The organism is uncultured Amnibacterium sp. (genome assembly GCF_964245895.1).
Classification (GTDB): domain Bacteria; phylum Actinomycetota; class Actinomycetes; order Actinomycetales; family Microbacteriaceae; genus Amnibacterium.
In genome coordinates this window covers 1-18447 of the sequence record NZ_CAXTOQ010000062.1, presented here as the reverse complement: position 1 = coordinate 18447, position 18447 = coordinate 1, and the positions used below count along the sequence as shown (strand labels likewise).

14 protein-coding genes are annotated in these 18447 nt (G+C 72.4%); 2 read left to right on the top strand and 12 right to left on the bottom strand.

Translation table 11 applies throughout. The features are described 5' to 3' along the window. Nucleotides 1-155 precede the first annotated feature (155 nt). The 8 genes from ACFE60_RS10220 to ACFE60_RS10185 form a co-directional block, all read right to left on the bottom strand. A complete protein-coding gene (locus ACFE60_RS10220; RefSeq protein ID WP_375388752.1) occupies nucleotides 156-2192 on the bottom strand; it encodes a bifunctional aldolase/short-chain dehydrogenase in 2037 nt (678 codons plus the stop codon). Nucleotides 2193-2288: 96 nt separating this feature from the next. Continuing rightward, the gene (locus ACFE60_RS10215; protein ID WP_375388751.1) at nucleotides 2289-3719 is read right to left on the bottom strand and encodes an arabinose isomerase; all 1431 of its coding nucleotides are present in this window, start codon (nucleotides 3717-3719) and stop codon (nucleotides 2289-2291) included. Next, nucleotides 3719-4885, bottom strand: coding sequence for an L-rhamnose isomerase (gene rhaI / locus ACFE60_RS10210; RefSeq protein ID WP_375388750.1), 1167 nt, complete (start codon nucleotides 4883-4885; stop codon nucleotides 3719-3721). Before rhaI ends, ACFE60_RS10215 begins: the two co-directional genes overlap by 1 nt. 78 nt (nucleotides 4886-4963) lie before the next feature. Continuing rightward, the gene (locus tag ACFE60_RS10205) at nucleotides 4964-5305 is read right to left on the bottom strand and encodes an L-rhamnose mutarotase (protein WP_375388749.1); all 342 of its coding nucleotides are present in this window, start codon (nucleotides 5303-5305) and stop codon (nucleotides 4964-4966) included. A gap of 77 nt (nucleotides 5306-5382) precedes the next feature. After that, nucleotides 5383-6450, bottom strand: a complete 1068-nt coding sequence (gene rhaS, locus ACFE60_RS10200; protein ID WP_375388748.1) for a rhamnose ABC transporter substrate-binding protein — start codon at nucleotides 6448-6450, stop codon at nucleotides 5383-5385. A 55-nt stretch (nucleotides 6451-6505) separates the two neighbouring features. Beyond that, nucleotides 6506-7537, bottom strand: a complete 1032-nt coding sequence (locus ACFE60_RS10195) for an ABC transporter permease (protein ID WP_375388747.1) — start codon at nucleotides 7535-7537, stop codon at nucleotides 6506-6508. Next, nucleotides 7530-8570 carry an ABC transporter permease gene (locus tag ACFE60_RS10190; RefSeq protein ID WP_375388746.1) on the bottom strand — a complete coding sequence of 347 codons (1041 nt, stop codon included), beginning with the start codon at nucleotides 8568-8570 and terminating at the stop codon, nucleotides 7530-7532. The genes ACFE60_RS10195 and ACFE60_RS10190 overlap by 8 nt, the downstream gene beginning before the upstream one ends. Beyond that, nucleotides 8567-10099 (bottom strand): sugar ABC transporter ATP-binding protein, encoded by a 1533-nt coding sequence (locus ACFE60_RS10185; RefSeq protein ID WP_375388745.1) that lies wholly within the window; start codon nucleotides 10097-10099, stop codon nucleotides 8567-8569. The genes ACFE60_RS10190 and ACFE60_RS10185 overlap by 4 nt, the downstream gene beginning before the upstream one ends. A 172-nt stretch (nucleotides 10100-10271) precedes the next feature. Between ACFE60_RS10185 and ACFE60_RS10180 the strand changes: the two genes are divergently transcribed. Then, nucleotides 10272-11276, top strand: coding sequence for a LacI family DNA-binding transcriptional regulator (locus ACFE60_RS10180; RefSeq protein WP_375388744.1), 1005 nt, complete (start codon nucleotides 10272-10274; stop codon nucleotides 11274-11276). Here the strand turns inward: ACFE60_RS10180 and ACFE60_RS10175 are convergent. The 4 genes from ACFE60_RS10175 to ACFE60_RS10160 all read right to left on the bottom strand — a co-directional run bounded on the left by ACFE60_RS10175 (nucleotide 11245) and on the right by ACFE60_RS10160 (nucleotide 17018). Next, nucleotides 11245-13863 carry a family 78 glycoside hydrolase catalytic domain gene (locus ACFE60_RS10175; RefSeq protein ID WP_375388743.1) on the bottom strand — a complete coding sequence of 873 codons (2619 nt, stop codon included), beginning with the start codon at nucleotides 13861-13863 and terminating at the stop codon, nucleotides 11245-11247. The two genes, ACFE60_RS10180 and ACFE60_RS10175, sit on opposite strands and share 32 nt — an antisense overlap. Beyond that, entirely contained in the window at nucleotides 13860-14741 is an 882-nt protein-coding gene (locus ACFE60_RS10170) for a carbohydrate ABC transporter permease (protein ID WP_375388742.1), read from the bottom strand. The genes ACFE60_RS10175 and ACFE60_RS10170 overlap by 4 nt, the downstream gene beginning before the upstream one ends. Nucleotides 14742-14743: 2 nt before the next feature. Beyond that, on the bottom strand, nucleotides 14744-15628 hold the full coding sequence (locus ACFE60_RS10165) for a carbohydrate ABC transporter permease (protein ID WP_375388741.1): 885 nt from the start codon (nucleotides 15626-15628) through the stop codon (nucleotides 14744-14746). Nucleotides 15629-15710: 82 nt separating this feature from the next. Beyond that, nucleotides 15711-17018: an ABC transporter substrate-binding protein gene (locus tag ACFE60_RS10160; RefSeq protein WP_375388740.1), complete on the bottom strand. Its 1308-nt coding sequence runs from the start codon at nucleotides 17016-17018 to the stop codon at nucleotides 15711-15713. A 181-nt stretch (nucleotides 17019-17199) separates the two neighbouring features. On the opposite strand from ACFE60_RS10160, the gene ACFE60_RS10155 reads away from it, so the two are divergent. Next, the coding region (locus ACFE60_RS10155; RefSeq protein WP_375388739.1) for an alpha-L-rhamnosidase N-terminal domain-containing protein at nucleotides 17200-18447 on the top strand (1248 nt) is incomplete at its 3' end.

Sequence of the window (18447 nt, the reverse complement as noted above, 5' to 3'; positions counted from 1 at the left end):
GCAGCTCGCCGCCGTCGAGCGCGCCGACGACGACCCTGCCGCTCGTCGCGCCGAGGTCGATCGCCGCGACGCTGCTCATCCCCGACACCCTTCGTTGCGAAGGCGTTCTGGGCAGCCGAAGGCCCCCAGAACGCCTTCACAACGAAATGAGGGCGTCATCGGAGGAAGGCGGCGGCGACGCCGGCGTCCACCGGGATGTGCAGGCCCGTCGTGTGCGACAGGTCCGGGCCGGTGAGCACGGCGACCGCGTTCGCCACGTGCTCGGGCAGCACCTCCCGCTTCAGGATGGTGCGCTGGGCGTAGAACCTTCCGAGGTCGTCCTCGGCGATGCCGTAGGTCTTGGCCCGGTTCGCTCCCCAGCCGGAGGCGAAGATGCCGGAGCCGCGCACGACCCCGTCGGGGTTGATGCCGTTCACCTTCACGCCGTGCTCGCCGAGCTCGACGGCGAGCAGCCGCACCTGGTGCGCCTGGTCCGCCTTCGTCGCGGAGTAGGCGATGTTGTTCGGGCCGGCGAACACCGAGTTCTTGCTCGAGATGTAGATCACGTCGCCGCCGAGCCCCTGGTCGATCAGCACCCGCGCCGACGCCTTCGAGACGAGGAACGAGCCCTTCGCCATCACGTCGTGCTGCAGGTCCCAGTCCGCAGCGGTGGTCTCGAGCAGCGGCTTCGACAGCGACAGGCCGGCGTTGTTGACCACCAGGTCGAGGCCGCCGAAGGCGAGCACGGTCGCATCGATCGCGGCCTGCACGGCCGCCTCGTCGGTCACGTCCGCCTGCACACCGATCGCGACGTCGGCGTTCCCGAGCTCCGCCGCGGCGGCCTGCGCCTTCGCGAGGTCGAGGTCCGCGATGACGACGCACGCCCCCTCCGCGGCCAGCCGGGTCGCGATCGCCTTGCCGATGCCGGAGGCGGCGCCGGTGACCAGCGCGATGCGGGTCGCGTGGCTCTTCGGCTTCGGCAGCCGCTGCAGCTTCGCCTCCTCCAGCGCCCAGTACTCGATGCGGAACTTCTCCGCCTCGTCGATCGGCGCGTAGGTGGACAGCGCCTCGGCGCCGCGCATGACGTTGATCGCGTTGACGTAGAACTCACCGGCGACGCGGGCGGTCTGCTTGTTCGCGCCCCAGCTGAACATCCCGACGCCGGGCACGAGCACGATCAGCGGGTCCGCGCCGCGGATCGCGGGGGAGTCCGAGGTCGCGTGGCGGTCGTAGTACGCCTGGTAGTCGGCGCGGTAGGTCTCGTGCAGCTGCCGCAGCCGCGCGATCTGCTCCTCCGCCGTCGCGGTCGCCGGCAGGTCGAGCAGCAGCGGCTGCACCTTCGTGCGCAGGAAGTGGTCCGGGCAGGAGGTGCCGAGCGCGGCCAGGCGCGGGTGCTCGCTCCGGGCCAGGAAGTCGAGGACCGCGGACGCGTCGGTGAAGTGGCCCACCATCGGCCGGTCGTGCGAGGCGATGCCGCGGATCGTCGGCGCGAGCGCGACGGCGCGCGCGCGGCGCTCGGCGTCCGGGAGCGCCGCGAACCCCTCGAGCGCCGGCCCGAAGGGCTCCGGCCGCCCGTGCTCGGCGATGTGCGCCTCCGCGGTGCGGATGATCCAGAGGGAGCTCGCCTCCGCCTCCTCGCTCGTGTCGCCCCACGCGGTGATGCCGTGGCCGCCGAGGATGCACCCGACGGCGTCGGGGTTCGCCGCCTTGATCGCCGCGATGTCGAGCCCCAGTTGGAAGCCGGGGCGACGCCACGGCACCCAGACGACCTTGCCGCCGAAGACCTCGGCGGTGAGGCGCTCGCCGTCGGCGGCGGTCGCGATCGCGATGCCGGCGTCGGGGTGCAGGTGGTCGACGTGCGCGGCGTTGACGAGCCCGTGCATCGCGGTGTCGATGGAGGGGGCCGCGCCGCCCTTCCCGAACAGGGTGAAGTCGAACGCGGCGACCATCTCGTCCTCGCGCTCGACGCCGGGGTACACCCCCTGCATCGCGCGGAGGCGGTCGACGCGCAGCACGGCGAGGCCCGCCTCCGTCAGCGTGCCGAGGTCGCCGCCGGAACCCTTCACCCACATCAGCTCGACCGGGTCGCCGGTGACCGGATCGGTCTCGACGCCCTTCGCGGAGGTGTTGCCGCCCGCGTAGTTCGTGACCGTGGGGTCGGCGCCGAGGCGGTTGGAGCGCGCGATCAGCGCGGCGGCGGTCTGGTTGGTCACAGGTGCTCCAGTCCGGGACGCGGGCTTGCCGCTTTCTGCGGCGGATACGGGGTGTCGCCTGCAGGAAGTGGCAAGGCCGCGGTGGTGATCGTCATGTCAGACCTGCCGGAAGGGGATGTTCAGGAGGGACGCCGCCGCCCGGTAGTCCGCCGCGTGCGCGCCGACGGACAGCGACCAGTGGTGGCCGATGCCGGTCGCACTCCACTCGTCCACCCACTCGCCGGGGTCGCGGCCGAAGTCGACGCGGGAGGTGGTGTTGCCGATCGCGAGCAGCGGTCCGGGCACGACGGTGCCCTCGCACGCGACGAAGGCGAGCGTGCCGTCGCGGTCCTGCCCGAGACCGAGCAGGGTCACCGGCCCGGGCTGCACGTCGAACTCGACGGAGACGCCCCAGCCGCGCTTGCCGTGGTAGACCCCGAGCCCGCGCAGCAGCGGCTCGCGGGAGGAGACGGCGAGGTGCGCGGGGCCGTCGTGGCCCATCTCGACCACGCCGTCCTCGAAGTTCAGCGCCTGGATCTCGCAGAAGGAGCCGCCGGCCCCGATCACGTGGGTCGCGAGCTGCGCGACGGTCGTGCGCAGCTCGTACTCGCCGGTCGTGGGGATGCCGCGCGCGGTGAGCAGGGAGGCGCCGAGGATCATGCCCGCGCCGAGCCGCTCGTGCTGCTCCCCGTCGAGCCCGCGGTGGTAGTAGGCGATCGAGTCGAGGTCGAAGTCCTCCACCAGGCGGTCGAGGCCGACGGAGACCCTGGCGCCCCAGGCGAAGTCGTCGTCGACGACGGTCTCGTCGAGCGTGAACACCTGCCGCGCGAGGTCCATCCGCGCCGCGGTCTCCGCCTCCGTCACCTGCTCGACGCGGTGCCGCAGGTCGTCGAACTCGAGCACCTCCACGTGCGAGCCGAACGTGGTCGGCAGCAGGGTGAGATCGGTGGAGACGTCGAGCATGCCCGGATAGACGTGGCCCATCAGGCCGTGCCGGGCGTGGCGCAGCGCCGACCGGACGTGGGCGGCGTTGATCCACCGCTCGATCCGCGCCCACGCCGACTCCTGGCGCAGGTAGCCGGACACCGAGCGGAACGGGATGCCGGCGCGGCCGAACAGGTTGCCGACCTCGGGCACCGGGCACTGGCCGCAGTACGCCAGCCACGCGCCGGTGTCGAACGAGGCGTGGTCCATCTTCTCCGTCGGCTGCAGGTCGATGACGAGCACGGGGCTGTTCGCCCGCTGCGCGATCGGCAGCACCATCGAGGAGGTGAGGTAGGTGGTGAGGAACAGCACGATCAGGTCGCAGTCGGCCTGGCGGAGGCGCTCGGCCGCGACCGCGCCCTCCTGCGCGTCGGAGATGAACCCGACGTCGGTGACCTCGGCGTCCATCCCCTCGAACCGCTGCGACGCGTACCGCGCGGACTCCTGCAGCTGCGGCAGCAGGTCGGGGAACTGGGGCCAGTAGGTGCCGAGTCCGCCGGCGACGAGGCCGATGCGCGGCTTGCGGCGCTGCTTCGGCGGCAGCAGCTCGGCGATCGTGGGCATCAGGCGCCCCATCCGGCCTGCGCGCCGCCGACGCGGTCGGCCTCGATGCGGGACTGGTAGTCGCTCGCGGCGTACGCCCGCATCGGGTCACGCGGCAGGCCCCGCGCCTCCCGCCAGTCGGCGAGCGCCGGGCGCACGTCGGTGGAGAACGCGTCCATCAGGATCCCGTTCGCGGTGAGCACGTCGCCCTCGCGCTGCGCGGCGTCGAGCGCGTCCCGGTCGAGCAGCAGCGCGCGGGCCGTCATCTCCTGCACGTTCAGCACGCTGCGGATCTGGCCCGGGATCTTCTGCTCGATGTTGTGGCACTGGTCGAGCATGAACGCGACGCCGGAGGCCGCCCCGTACCCGCCTCCACGGATCACCTCGACGAGGATGCGGAACAGCTGGAACGGGTCGGCGGCGCCGACGATCAGGTCGTCGTCCGCGTAGAAGCGGCTGTTGAAGTCGAACGAGCCGAGCCGGCCGAGGCGCAGCAGCTGCATGACGATGAACTCGATGTTCGTGCTCGGCGCGTGGTGCCCGGTGTCGAGGCACACGAACGCCTTCTCCCCGAGCGCGGTGACCTGGGCGTAGGAGGTGCCCCAGTCCGGCACGTCCGTGTGGTAGAACGCGGGTTCGAAGATCTTGTACTCGAGGACCAGGCGCTGCTCGTCGCCGATCGCGGCGTAGATCTCCGCGAGCGACTCGGCCAGGTGGTCCTGCCGGGTGCGCATGTCGTCCTGGCCCGGGTAGTTCGTGCCGTCCGCGAGCCAGATCTTCAGGTCGCGCGACCCGGTCGCGTCCATCACCTCGATGCAGCGCAGGTGGTGGTCGATGGCCCTGCGGCGCACGGCGGCGTCGCGGTGGGCGAGGCTGCCGAGCTTGTACGCCTCGTCCTGGAACGTGTTGGAGTTGATGGTGCCGAGCCGCACGCCGAGCCCCTCGGCGTGCGCGCGGAGGGCGCCGAAGTCGTCGACGAGGTCCCACGGGATGTGCAGCGCGACGCTGGGCGCGAGCCCGGTGAGCCGGTTGACCTCGGCCGCGTCCGCGATCTTCTCGAACGGGTCCCGCGGCACGCCGGCCTGCGGGAAGACGCGGAAGCGCGTCCCCGAGTTGCCGAAGGCCCAGGAGGGCAGCTCGATCGCCTGGTCGGCGAGCCGGTCGGCTATCGCATCGAAGGACGGCATCGTGCCTCCGCCTCTCTGACGGCCTCGACCGTCGTGAATCGTTTCAAGTGCCAGCGTAGGGACGCGGGCGGGGTGGGGTCAACCCTGCGGATCGGCGAGTTGCGACTGGAGGTGGAAGACCTCGGTCAGGCGGAGGAAGCCGGTGTCCGGCGCGCCGTCGAGCGCGACGAAGAACGGCGCCATCTCGGCCTGCCACCGCGCGTTCACCCCGGTCGCGGCCATGCCCGCGAGCGACGCCTCGAGCGAGTCCGTCTCGAAGTAGCCGATCAGCAGGCCGTCGTCGCGGACGAAGAGGGAGTAGTTCCGCCAGCCCGTGTCGCTCAGGGCCTGCAGCATGTCGGGCCAGACGGCCGCGTGGCGGCGCCGGTACTCGGCGAGCCGCTCGGGCCTCACCTGCAGCTGGAAGCAGACGCGTTCCATCCGGGCTCCTTCCATGACGGGACGGGCGCACGGACCGCCGGCCCCCGGATCGTTCCGGGGGCCGGCGGCTCGGGCGATCAGAGGTTGTCGTCGAAGTGGTACTTGTCGATGTTGTCCGCGGTGAACTCGATCGGCGGGCCGACGATGACGGTGCCCTTCGCGCCGACCTTCAGCGTGCCGAGGTCGCCGGCGTCGAAGCTGTCGCCCTCCTTGCCCGTGATGGTGCCCGCGACGAGCGCCTTGCCCGCGTAGACCGCGGCCTCACCGATCTGCGACGGGTCCCAGAGCGCGAAGCCCTTGACGGTGCCGTCCTTGATGTAGGCGCGCATCTGCTTCGGCAGACCGAGCCCGACCAGGGCGACCTTGCCCTTGTACTGCGACTTGGAGAGGTAGCGCGCCGTCGCCGCGATGCCGACCGTCGTGGGGGAGATGATCCCCTTCAGGTTCGGGTACGACTTCAGCAGGCCCTGCGCGGCCTGGAACGACTTCGTGTCGTCGTCGTCGCCGTAGACGGTCGTCACCAGGTCGAGGTTCTTGTAGTCGGCGTTCGACTTCAGCTCGTCCTTCATGAACTGGATCCAGGTGTTCTGGTTCGTGGCGTTCGCGGTCGCGGAGAGGATGGCGATCTGGCCGCCGTCCGGCAGCTGCTCGTGCAGCTGCTTCAGCTCCACCAGCGCGACGTCCTTCGACTCGACCTGGTTGATGAAGATGCTGCGGCAGTTCGCGTCGGAGTCGAAGGTGATGATCTTCGCGCCGGCGGCCTTCGCCTGGTTCAGCGACGAGCAGACCGCGTTCGGGTCGTTCGCCGCGATGGCGATGACCTTGACGCGCTTCTGCGTGAGGGTGTTGATGTACGACACCTGCGACGACGCGCTCGCGTCGTTCGGGCCGACGATCGACGACGTCGCGCCGACGGCCTTCGCCGCCGAGGTGCCGCCGGACAGCTCGACGTCCGTGTACGGGTTGTTCAGCTGCTTCGGGATGAAGGCGATGCTGAAGTCCTTGCTCGCCGCCGAGCCGCTCGACGACGAGCCGGGGGTGGACGAGCCGGAGCACGCGGTGAGGGCCAGGGCGAGCGACACGGCGGTCGCCCCCAGCCCGAGGACGGCGGTGCGGGGGCGCCGCCGGGTGTTCGAGTTCTGCACGGTACTGCTCCTTCTCGGTGTGGGGATGGCCCGTCGCGCTGCGCCGACGGGGGTCTCAGGCGGTGGCGACGCCGACGTCCGGGCGTCGTCCGCGTCGGCGGGCGAGGGCGGCGGAGATGCGGGCGGACACCGTGGGGGCGACGACGGACACGACGAGCAGGCCGCCGGTCACGATGGTGAGCGCGGTGTCCGGCAGGCCCGCGAGCTGCAGGGCGTAGGTCACCGTGCGGATGAGCAGCACGCCGGCGACCACGCCGACGATGCCGCCGGAGCCGCCGAAGATCGAGACCCCGCCCAGCAGGACCGCGGCGACGACCGTGAGCTCGAGCCCCTCCACGCTGTCGCTCTGCGCGGTGGAGTAGCGCAGCACCCAGAAGGTGCCGACGAGGGAGCAGACCAGCCCGCTCACGACGTACAGGCCGAACTTCGCGCGGCCGACGCGGATGCCGACGAAGCCCGCCGCCTCCGTGCTGTAGCCGAGCGCGAACAGGCCGCGGCCGTAGGGCGTCAGGTGCAGGACGATCCCGAACACCGTGACGACGACGAGCGCCAGCAGCATGAAGAGGGGGAACTGGGTGCCCGGCACCGTCGAGGTGGCGAACGCCGTGAGGTCCGGCGGGAAGTCGGCGACGGCCCGGTCGCCGATCACGACGAGCGCGAGCCCGCGGAACAGCGCCAGCGTGCCGATGGTGACCGCGAGCGACGGCAGGCCGACGACGGTGATGAGGAAGCCGTTGAGCGCGCCGCAGGCGACGCCGACGAGGGCGCAGAGCAGCACGATCAGGGGGACGGGGAGGTGCAGGTTCGCCCACAGCACGCCCATCGTGGCCGCGGACAGCCCGGCGATGCTGGCGATGGAGAGGTCGATCTCGCCCGTGATGATGATGAACGCGAGCGGCATCGCCATCAGCAGGACCGGGACCGCGTCGATGAGCAGGAAGTTGACGGTGAGGTCCGAGAAGAAGTTCGGCACCGCGACGCAGGCGACGACGGCGACGAGCAGCAGCGCGGAGACGATCACGGAGTCGCGGCCGCGCAGGGCCCTGGGGAGGCGCCGGCCGAGCCGGGGCGTCGCGGTGTCAGGCAATGCGGTCCTCCTCGACGAGCAGACGCTTCGCGGTGCGCAGCGAGATGAGGCGGTCGATCAGGATCGCGCCGATGATCAGCGCGCCGACGATGGCCTGCGTCCAGAACTTGCTGACGTTCAGCGCGGCGATGGCGCCGGTCATGGTGGTGAGCAGCACGGCGCCGATCGCGGCGCCGACCACCGAGCCGCTGCCGCCGAAGATCGCGACGCCGCCGATCACGACGGCCGCCACGACCTGCAGCTCGAGCCCGGTGCCGGTGTCCGCGCCGACGGAGTTGAACCGCGCGGTGTAGAGCACGCCGGCGAGGCCCGCGAGGGCGCCGCTCGCGATGAACGCGGTCACCACGCGCCGGCCGACGGGGATGCCGAAGAGCACGGCGGCGTCGGGGTCGGAGCCGATCGCGTAGAGGTCGCGGCCCGCGCGCGTGAAGTAGAGGACGAGCCCGACGACGATTGCGACCACGAAGGCGGCGACCGCGATGAGCGGGATGCCCAGGACCTCCTGCACCGCGAGGTTCCCGAACGCGTCGGGGGCGTCGCCGATGAAGTACTGCGTGCCGCCGGCCCAGGCGTAGGAGACGCCGCGGTAGATGTACAGCGTCCCCAGGGTGATGACGAGCGCGGGCACCTTCGCCGCGGTCACGATCAGGCCGTTGACCGCGCCGAGCACCGCGCCGAACAGGATGCCGACCGCGAACACGACGACGATCGGGGTGCCGGGCGCGCTGTGGAAGAGCGATCCCGTGCCGAACGCGGCGAGCCCGAGGATCGACCCGACCGAGAGGTCGACGTTGCGCGTGATCACCACGAGCGCCTGCCCCACGGCGAGGACCACGAAGATCGTCGCGTTCAGCAGCAGGTCCTCGACGCCCTGGGGGTCGAGGAACCGGGGGTTCACGATCGTCGTCACCGCCACGAGCAGGACCAGCGCGGCGAGGACCGACGCCTCGCGGGTCGGGATGCGGGAGCGCAGCGAGCGCGGCGGCACCGTGATGCGGCGCGCGGCTCCCTGCTCGGCGGCCGGCGCGCTCACCTCGTCACCTCCGGCGCGGCCGCGCTCGCCGCGTGCAGCACCGCCTCCGGAGTCGCGTCCGCGCGGTCGAGGGTCGCGGTCACCCGGCCCTCGTGCATCACGACGACCGTGTCGGCCATGCCCAGCACCTCCGGCAGCTCGGACGAGATCATCAGGACGCCGATGCCGCGCCCCGCGAGGGAGGAGATCAAGCGGTGCACCTCGGCCTTCGTGCCGACGTCGATGCCGCGGGTCGGCTCGTCGACGATCAGCAGCTTCGGGTCCGTCGCGAGCCACTTCGCGAGCACGACCTTCTGCTGGTTGCCGCCGGAGAGGGTCGAGACCGCGAGGTCCTGCGAGCCGGTCTTGACCTGGAGGCGCCCGGTCCACTCCTCGGCGGCCCGGCGCTCGCGGCGGGCGTCGATGACGCCGAAGCGCGCCAGCTGCTTGCGGAGCGTGAGCGTGGCGTTCCGGGCGACGGAGAGGTCCATCACGAGGCCCTGCTTGCGGCGGTCCTCCGGCACGAACGCGAGGCCGGCGTCGATCGCGGCCTGCGGCGACCGCGCCTTCAGCGCGGCGCCGCCGAACTCGACCGTGCCCCGGTCGTACGGGTCGACGCCGAAGACCGCGCGCGCCACCTCCGATCGGCCGGCGCCGACGAGGCCCGCCAGCGCGACGATCTCGCCGGAGCGGACGGTGAGGTCGATGTCCTGGAAGACCCCGGCGCGGGTGAGGCCGCGCACCGTCAGCAGCGGCTCGCCGATCACGGCGGGCTCCTTCGGGAACAGGGTCGTGACGTCCCGGCCGACCATCTCGCGGACCAGGCCGTCGACCGTCACGTCGCCCACCGCGTGCGTGGCGATGTACGCGCCGTCCCGCATCACGGTGACGCGGTCGCAGAGGTCGAACACCTCCTCGAAGCGGTGGGAGATGAAGAGGATGCCCGCGCCGCGGTCGCGCAGCCCGCGGGCGACAGTGAACAGGCGCGCGACCTCGGCGCCCGACAGCGCGGCGGTCGGCTCGTCCATCACCAGCACGCTGGCGTCGAGGGAGATGGCCTTCGCGATCTCGATGATCTGCTGGTCGGCGATGGAGAGGCCCTCGGCCTGCCGGTCCGGGTCGATCGGCACCCCGAGCCGGGTGAAGAGGTCGAACGCCTGCACCCGCATCGCCGCGCGGTCGATCAGGCCCAGCCGTCCGCGCGGCTGCCGCCCGACGAAGATGTTCTCCGCCACCGACAGGTCCGGGAACAGCGTCGGCTCCTGGTAGATGACCGAGATGCCCCGCGCCTTGCTCTCGGCCGGGCTGCGGAACGAGACCGGCTCGCCGCCGACGGAGAACTCGCCGCCGTCCGGCCGGTGCACGCCGGCGAGGACCTTCACCAGCGTCGACTTGCCGGCGCCGTTCTCCCCGATGAGCGCGTGGATCTCGCCGGGCCGCACCTCGATGGACCCGTCGACCAGCGCCTGCACGGCGCCGAACGACTTCGTCGCGTGCCGCAGGTCGAGCAGCGGGGCCGCGGGCGGCGAGGTGTGCTCGTCGAGCGCCATGGGCCCCTCCTCATCGAGAGATTGAAACGATAAAATGGGTGATCGCTGAGAACGGTAGGGCTCTCGGCCGCGTTCGTCAAGCGGAGGCGGGCCCCCGCGCCGGGCCGCGATGAAACCGTTCAACGACCGTGACCCGGGCGTTACAGTGAGCCGCGGCGGAGGACGGGGTGCGGTGAGCGACAGGGTGAGCGTCCGCGAGGTCGCGGTGCGGGCGGGCGTCTCCGTCGGCACGGTGTCGAACGTGCTCAACACGCCGGACAAGGTCGCGGGGCCGACCGCGGAGCGGGTGCACCGGGCGATCCAGGAGCTGGGGTTCGTGCCGAACGGCGCCGCCCGCCAGCTGCGGGCGGGCCGCAGCACCTCCGTCGGCTTCGTCGTCCTGGACGTCAGCAACCCGTTCTTCACGGACGTCGCTCGGGCCGCGGAGGAGCGCGCGGCGGAGGAGGGCTGGGGCCTCCTGATCGCGAACAGCGACGAGCGCGCCGACCGGGAGTCCGCGCACCTCGACCTCTTCGAGGAGCAGCGGGTCAGGGGCCTGCTCGTCTCGCCGGTGCAGGAGTCGCTGCCGAAGCTGCAGCGGCTGCGGGACCGCGGCATCCCGTCGGTGCTCGTCGACCGCTTGGCGACCGAGCCCGGCTTCTCCAGCGTCTCCGTCGACGACGTCCGCGGCGGGCGCGCCGCGGTGGAGCACCTGCTCGCGATCGGCCGGCGGCGGATCCTGTTCGTCGGCGGTCCTCTCGACCTCGCGCAGGTGCGCGACCGCCTCCGGGGGGCGCGGGAGGCGGTCGCCGCGGTCGAGGGCGCCGCGCTGGAGGTGCTGCCGGTGGCGGGGCTCACGATGCGGCAGGGGGTGGTGGCCGGCAGGGAGGTGCTGGCGCAGGGGCGCCGCGCGGACGCCGTCTTCGCCGCGAACGACCTGGTCGCGCTCGGCGTGCTGCAGGGCGTCGCGCTGAACGGCGGGCTGCGGGTGCCGGACGACCTCGCGATCGTCGGCTACGACGACATCGACTTCGCCGCCGCGGCCGCGGTGCCGATCACCTCGGTCCGCCAGCCCAGGCGCCGGATGGGCGTCACCGCGGTGGAGCTGCTGCTCGATGCGATCGCGGAGCGGGGCGAGCCCCGGCGGATCGTGCTCGAGCCCGAGCTCATCGTGCGGGACTCGACCTCGGTCCGGTGAGCTCGGCCCCGGCGCCGACCGGTGCGAAGAAGCGGTGCCGGCCGGGGCCGCACGCCTCCCGACGGCCGCCGGGCAGGACGACCTCGCCCGTCGCCCCGGTGGGCACCGTCACCTCGACGGCGAGCTCGCCGTCCGCGAGCCTCCACTCGATCCCGGCGGGGCCGTAGGGCGTGCGGACGTCGGCGGCGGCGTGCGTGAGCCCGCCTCCCGGCTGCGGTGCGAAGCGGATGGCGCGGTAGCCGGGCGCGGCGGGGGCGACGCCCGCGACGACCCGGTGCAGCCAGTCGGCGACCGCGCCGAGCGCGTAGTGGTTGAAGGAGGTCATGCCGCCGGGGTTGACCGTGCCGTCCGGCAGCAGGCTGTCCCACCGCTCCCAGATCGTGGTCGCGCCCATCCGCACCGCGTACAGCCAGGACGGGCACGACTCCTCGAGCAGCAGCGCGTACGCCGTGTCGACGTGCCCGGTGTCGGTGAGCGCGTCGCAGATCAGCGGCGTCCCGGCGAACCCGGTCGCGATCGTGTGCCCCGCCTCGCGGACGAGCGCCGCCAGGCGGTCGCCGGCCGCGGCGGTCTCCGCGTCGTCGAGCAGGCCGAACCGGATGGCGAGCGCCAGCGCCGTCTGGGTGTCCTCGGTGAGGCGGCCGTCCACCGTCCAGCGGGAGCGGAACGCCTGCCGCACGTCGTCAGCCAGCCGGGCGAAGCGGTCCGCCTCGCGGTCGTTCCCGAGCACGGCGGGCGTGGGCGCGAGCGTCCGTGCCGTGTGCGCGGCGTACGCGGTCGCGACGAGGGAGCGGTCGGTGCGGGCGAGCGACGGGTCCTCAGGCGGCGCCGCCGGATCGAGCCAGTCGCCCAGCTGGAACCCCTCGTCCCACAGGTGGTCGTCGCCGGACAGCCGCTCGACCAGCTCCACCCAGGCGACGGCTCTCGACCACTGCCGCGCGAGGACCGCGCGGTCGCCGAAGCGCTCCCACAGCGTCCACGGGGTGAGGACGGCGACGTCGCCCCAGACCGCGCCCGGCCGCGACGGGGTCCACCACGACCCGCCCGGGATCGTCGGCACGTACCACGGCACGGTGCCGTCGGCCTCCTGCTCCGCGGCGACGTCCCGCAGCCACGACGACAGGAAGCCCGCGCAGTCGTGCAGGAACGCGGCGGTCGGCGCGAAGACCTGGATGTCGCCGGTCCAGCCGAGGCGCTCGTCGCGCTGCGGGCAGTCGGTCGGGATGGAGACGAAGTTGCCGCGCATGCTCCAGAGGACGTTCTCGTGCAGGCGCTCGACCCGGGGGTCGGAGCACGCGAACCGGCCGGTGCGCTCGAGGTCCGAGTGCACGACGACCGCCTCCACCGCCTGCGCTGGGTCCCCGCCCGGCCACCCGTCGATCTCGGCGTACCGGAAGCCGTGCAGGGTGAACCGCGGCTCCCACTCCTCCTCGCCGCCGCCGCGCAGGACGTAGACGTCGGTCGCGGCCGCGTCCCGCAGGGGCCGGGTGCACAGCCCGCCGTGCTCGAGCACCTCGGCGTGCCGGATGCGCACGACCGAGCCGGCGTCGCCGCGCACGCGGATCCGCAGCCGGCCGGTGAGGTTCTGGCCGAAGTCGAGCAGCAGCAGTCCCTCCGGCGACGTCCACGCGGCGACCGGCCGCAGCCGCTGCGTCCGGCGGATCGGCGGCGCCTCCGCGGCGACGAGCGTCGCCGGGTCGCGCGCGCCCAGGCGGACCGGGCGCCACCCGTCGTCGCCGCCGCCGACGGACGACCAGCCCGGGCGCTCGAGCCGCGCGTCGTGGTGCTCCCCGTCGTACAGGCCGGAGGCGACGATCGGGCCCGCCGCCGACGTCCACCGGTCGTCCGTGGCGACCGTCGTGACGGAGCCGTCCGGGTGCCGCACCTCCAGCTGCGCGAGCAGCGCCAGCCGGTCGCCGTACAGCCGGTCGGTGCCGCCGCCGAACCCGAGCCGCCCCCGGTACCAGCCGTCCGCGAGCACGGCGCCGATCGCGTTCGCGCCCGGCAGGAGCAGGTCGGTGACGTCCAGCGTCGTGACGACGAGCCGCGACGGGTAGGAGGTCCAGCCGGGCGCGAGCACGGCGTCGTCGGTGCGGCGCCCGTTGAGCTCGACCTCGTGCACGCCGTGCGCGGTCACGTGCAGCCGGGCCGAGACGACCGGCTGCGTCAGGGTGAACTCGGCGCGGACGAGCGCGGCGCTGCCGGTGGAGTCGGCGACCCCGTCGGCCGGCTCGACCGGCACCGCGGTCCAGTCGCCCGGCTCGAGCAGCCCCGCCTCGACGTCGAGCGGCGCGGACCAGGCGCCGGCCCCGCTCGCGTCCTCGGGCCGGACCCGAACGCGCAGGTGCTGCCGCGAGACCAGCGGGGCGAACGGCCACGGCACGAGCACCGAGTCGCCGGACGTCACCGTCGCGGTGCGGAACTCGCCGTCGTCCCCGAGCGCCTCCACCACGTACCGCTGCTGCCGCCACGCGGGCGGCGCGCTCGTCCACCAGCCGAGGCGGGGCGCCGCGGTGCCGATGCCGAGCGCCGCGGCGGTCTGCTCGGCTCGGAGGTCGTGCACCCCGATCTCGTCGGTTCGGCTCACCCCTTCACCGAGCCGGCAGCGAGCCCGCGCATGATCCGCTGGTTCAGGGCCAGGTAGATGATCAGCAGGCCGCCGACGTTCAGGCTGATCGCCGCGAGCAGCGGGCCGTAGGCGGTCGAGCCGTACTGCCCGGAGAAGTTCAGCAGCCCCACCTGGATCGTGCCGAGCTCGGAGGAGTTGGTGAAGGTGATCGCGACCAGCAGGTCGTTCCAGATGAAGAAGAACTGCACCAGCGCGACGGTGAAGACGCCGTTGCGCACCATCGGGACCCCGACCAGGGCGAAGGAGCGCAGCATGCCCGCGCCGTCGATCGTCGAGGCCTCGAACACCTCCCGCGGCACCGCCCGGAAGAAGGTCGCCATCATGAAGACGGTGAGCGGCAGCCCGGTCGCCGTGTAGGTGATGATCAGCGGCCAGAGCGTGCCGGTGAGACCGGTCTGGTAGTAGGCGGCGAACAGGGGCAGCAGGATCATCTGCCCCGGGATCATGATCCCCGCCAGGAACACCAGCAGGATCGCGCCGCGACCGCGGAACACCAGCACCTCGAGCGCGAAGCCCGCCGCCGTGCCGAGCACGATGACGAGCAGCAGCGACGGCACGGTCGCGATCAGCGAGTTCAGGACGTAGTGCAGGAAGTTCGCGCCGACGATCGCGTCGGCGTAGTTGCCCCAGTCGGGCGAGGCGGGCAGGGCGAACGGGTCGCCCTGCAGGAACTCGTTCTGCGTCTTCAGGGACGAGGAGAACAGCCAGAAGAGCGGGTAGACCTCGATCACGACGAGCAGCAGCGTGACGAGGGCGATGAGCACGCGACGCACGGGGCGGGCGGAGCGACGGCGGCGGGCGAGCCGCGGGCGGGCGGCGGCGGTGGAGGCGGTCATGGTCAGGCCTTCGTGAGGTCGCGCCGGGCCGAGCGGAAGACGCCCAGGGTGACGAGCAGGCAGAGCAGGCTGAGCAGCAGGGCGATGGTGGAGCCGTACCCGTAGTCGCCGTAGCTGAAGGCCTCGTTGAACATCGCGAGGGTCAGCGGGGTGGTGCTGTTGCCGGGCCCGCCGTTCGTCAGCGCGAGCACGGTGTCGAACACCTTCAGCGTGCCGTTGATCGAGAAGATCAGCGACGACAGCAGCACCGGCAGGGACAGCGGCAGCACGATGTTCCTCACGAGCCGGAACCCGCCGGCGCCGTCGAGCCGGGCGGACTCGATGACGTCGTCGGGGATGTCGAGCAGGCCGGCGTAGAGCAGCACGCCGTAGAACCCGATCGAGCGCCAGAGGTCCATCAGCACGATGACGACGAACGCGGTCAGCCCGTCGCTGAAGAAGTCGACCGGCCGCACGCCGATCGCGGTCAGCAGCTGGTTCACCACCCCGTTGCCCGGCACGATCGCGAACAGCCGCTGGAACAGCAGCGCGACCGCGACGGTCGGCAGGATCACCGGGAAGAACACGAGCGTGCGGACCAGCACCGACAGGCGCCGCAGCACGAACACGTAGAACAGGGCGAGGGCGTAGCCCAGCGCGACCTGCAGCGCGGTGACCACGATCGCGTACCCGACCGTGAAGAGCAGCGCCTGCCTGATCTCCGGATCGGTGACCAGCGTGCCGACGTTGCGCAGCCCGCTGAAGGTGAACCCGGTGATGGGGCTGCCGGTGAAGAAGGTGTAGCCGAGCGACGTCAGCACCGGCACCAGCATCACGGTGACGTAGACGATCAGCGCGGGCAGCAGCAGGATCGCGATCGCCCTGCGGTCCCCGAAGACGGATCTCATGGTGGTACTCCCCTCCCGCGGACGCGGCCCGGGTCGGGAGGCGTCCCCTCCCGGCCCGAGCCGCGTCCGTCGCCGTCAGGCGCTACAGCGCCGCCTGGATCAGCGACATGAACTGGCTCGCGGACTGCTTGCCGTCGACCAGCGACGCGACGTTGTTCCACGACACCGTGCTGGCCTTGCTGTTGAAGTAGGTCTCGAACCACACCAGGCTCTGCTGGGTCGAGCCGATCTTGTCGAGCACCAGCTGGGTCAGCGCCGACGCCTTGGGGGAGCCGTTCACCTTGAACCCGGAGATCTGGCCGTTCTCGATCGCGGTCGCGCCGTAGTGCTGCGCGATGCACTTCAGCCACGCCGCCGGCTTCGGGCCGTACAGCTTCTTCGACAGGCCGATCGGCTCGCCGACGTTGGCCGGCAGCTGGTCGATCGACCCCGTGCCGCCGTCGACGGCCGGGTAGGGGAAGAAGCCGATGTCGTCGGCACCGATCTGGTTCTGCTTCGGGTCCTCGAAGCCGCCGAGCGCCCAGCTGCCCATGTACATCATGGCGGCCTTGCCGGTCAGGAAGTTCGAGTTGATGGTGTCGTAGTCGACCGAGCCGACCGACTTGCCGAGGTAGCCCTTCTTGCCGAGGTCGGCGATGGCCTGAGCGGCCGCGACGTACTTCGGGTCCGTCAGCTTGGCCTTGCCGTCGCGCACGTCCGCCATCGCGGACGGGCCGAGCTCGCGGAACAGGTACCCGGAGATCAGTCGCGTGACGGGCCAGCCCTGGCCGGAAGCGCCGGTCGACAGCGGGGTGTAGCCCGCCGCCTGCAGCTTCGCGGAGGCGTCGACCAGCGCCTGCCACGTGGTCGGCACCTCCACGCCCGCCTTCGCGAACGCGGCCTTGTTGTACCAGAAGCCCTCGATGTTCAGGCTCGTCGGCACCACGTTGAGGTTGCCGCCGTAGAGGTTCTTGATCGTCGAGGCGGCGGCCGGCAGCACGTCGTCGCTGACCCCCAGCTCGTCGAGCTCCGGCGTCAGGTCCAGCAGCTGCCCGGACTTGTCCAGCTGCTCGGTGACCGACGGGGTGCCGGTCGCGTCGAACATGGCCGGCAGCCCGTTCTGGCCGGCGAGCAGCTGCACCTTCTGCTGCATCTGCGCCTGCGACGTGGTCTGGAACTTCAGGGGCAGCGCCTTGTCCGCCGCGGCGCACGCCCCCTTCGAGAGCGCGGTCAGGGTCTTGATCTCCGGCACGTTGGTGACGGCGAGGACCGTGAAGCTGGTGGGCCCCGCGCCGGTGCCGCCGGCCCCGCCGGAGGGCCCGCTGCAGGCGGTGAGTGCGAGCGCGGCGCCGGTCAGGGCGGCGGCCGCGGTGATGATGCGACGTCCGGGACGTCGGTGCTGTGTGGACACCCGTTCCTCCTCGAATGGATGATTGAAGCGATTCAACCCGGACGGTAGCCCCGCTGCTCGCCGCTTGTCAATGGGTCGGTGCGGCGCGTCGCGCGCGCCGGGGCCGACCTCGCGCGGTCGTGCCCCGCTCATGATATGAATCGCTTCAATCCGCACTCGCCGAGGAGAGGAAGGGCCGCCGATGTCCGTGCTGCGCGTGACCGAGCTGAAGACCGAGCGGCTGGAGGAGCCCCTGGCGGTCGACGTCGCCCGGCCCGCCTTCGGATGGCGGATGGAGAGCGACGCGCGCGGCGCCAGGCAGACGGCGTACCGCGTCGTCGTCTCTGCCGGGGACGCCGTCGTCTGGGACTCGGGCCGCGTGCCGGGCGACCGGTCGCAGGAGGTGCTGCTCGGCGACGGGGTCCGCCTGGAGCCCGAGACCGACCACCGGTGGCGGGTCGAGATCGAGGACGAGACCGGGCGCGCGGCGACGGCGACCGCCGGCTTCCGGACGGGACCCGACCGCGACGACCCCGCCGGCTGGGGCGGGGCCAGCTGGATCGGCGCGGAGCGCCCGAACCTCGACGCGGCGAGCCTGGTCGTCTGGCGGCTGCGCGCGCGGTTCCGGCTCGATCCCGGCTCCTCCGTCGCGGGCTTCGTGCTCGGCGCCGGCGACTTCCGCCTGCGCACGGCGGTGTTCAACGAGTACGGGCTGGCTGGCGACAACCACGTCGCGGTGCTCGTCGACGCCCGGCGGGGAGCCCTCCGCATCGAGCGCGCGGGGTACGCGCCGGGCGACGGCGACGGCCGGGTCGTCGTCGAGCTGGCCGAGGGCTCGAACGTGCCGCGGCTGCTGACGCCCGACGCCGTCCACGACGAGCACACGATCGAGATCGTCTGCTGGTCGTCCGTGCTGCAGGTGCTGGTCGACGGGGTGGAGGTCGCGGAGGGGGACCGCACCCGATTCGCCGTGAACCCGCGGGGCGACAACGACGTGCCGTCCTTCCCGAACCTCGGCCGCATCGGCTTCGCGGCGGCCGCCGGCGAGCGCTTCACCGTGATCGGCTACGAGGTCCGCACGTTCCGGGAGCCGCAGGCGGTGCTGCTCGGCGCCGACGACCTCGGGCTGTTCGACGGCGCACCGGGGGTGACTCGGACCGGGGACGGCCTGCGGGTCGACGGCGGCGCCTCCGGCGTGCTCGTGCACCGGGACCCGAGCAGGGACGGCGTGCCGGTGCTGCGCCGGGTGCTCGACCTGGAGCGCGCGCCGAGCCGTGCGATCCTCTCGCTCACCGCGCGGGGCGTGCTCGAGGTGGAGGTGAACGGGCGCCGGGTCGGCGACGCCTGGTTCGACCCGGGGGCGGGCGAGTACCGCAGGACGATCGAGTACCGCGCGCACGACGTCACCGACCTGCTGGGAGACCTCGCGCTTCGAGTCGAGAAGGGTCTC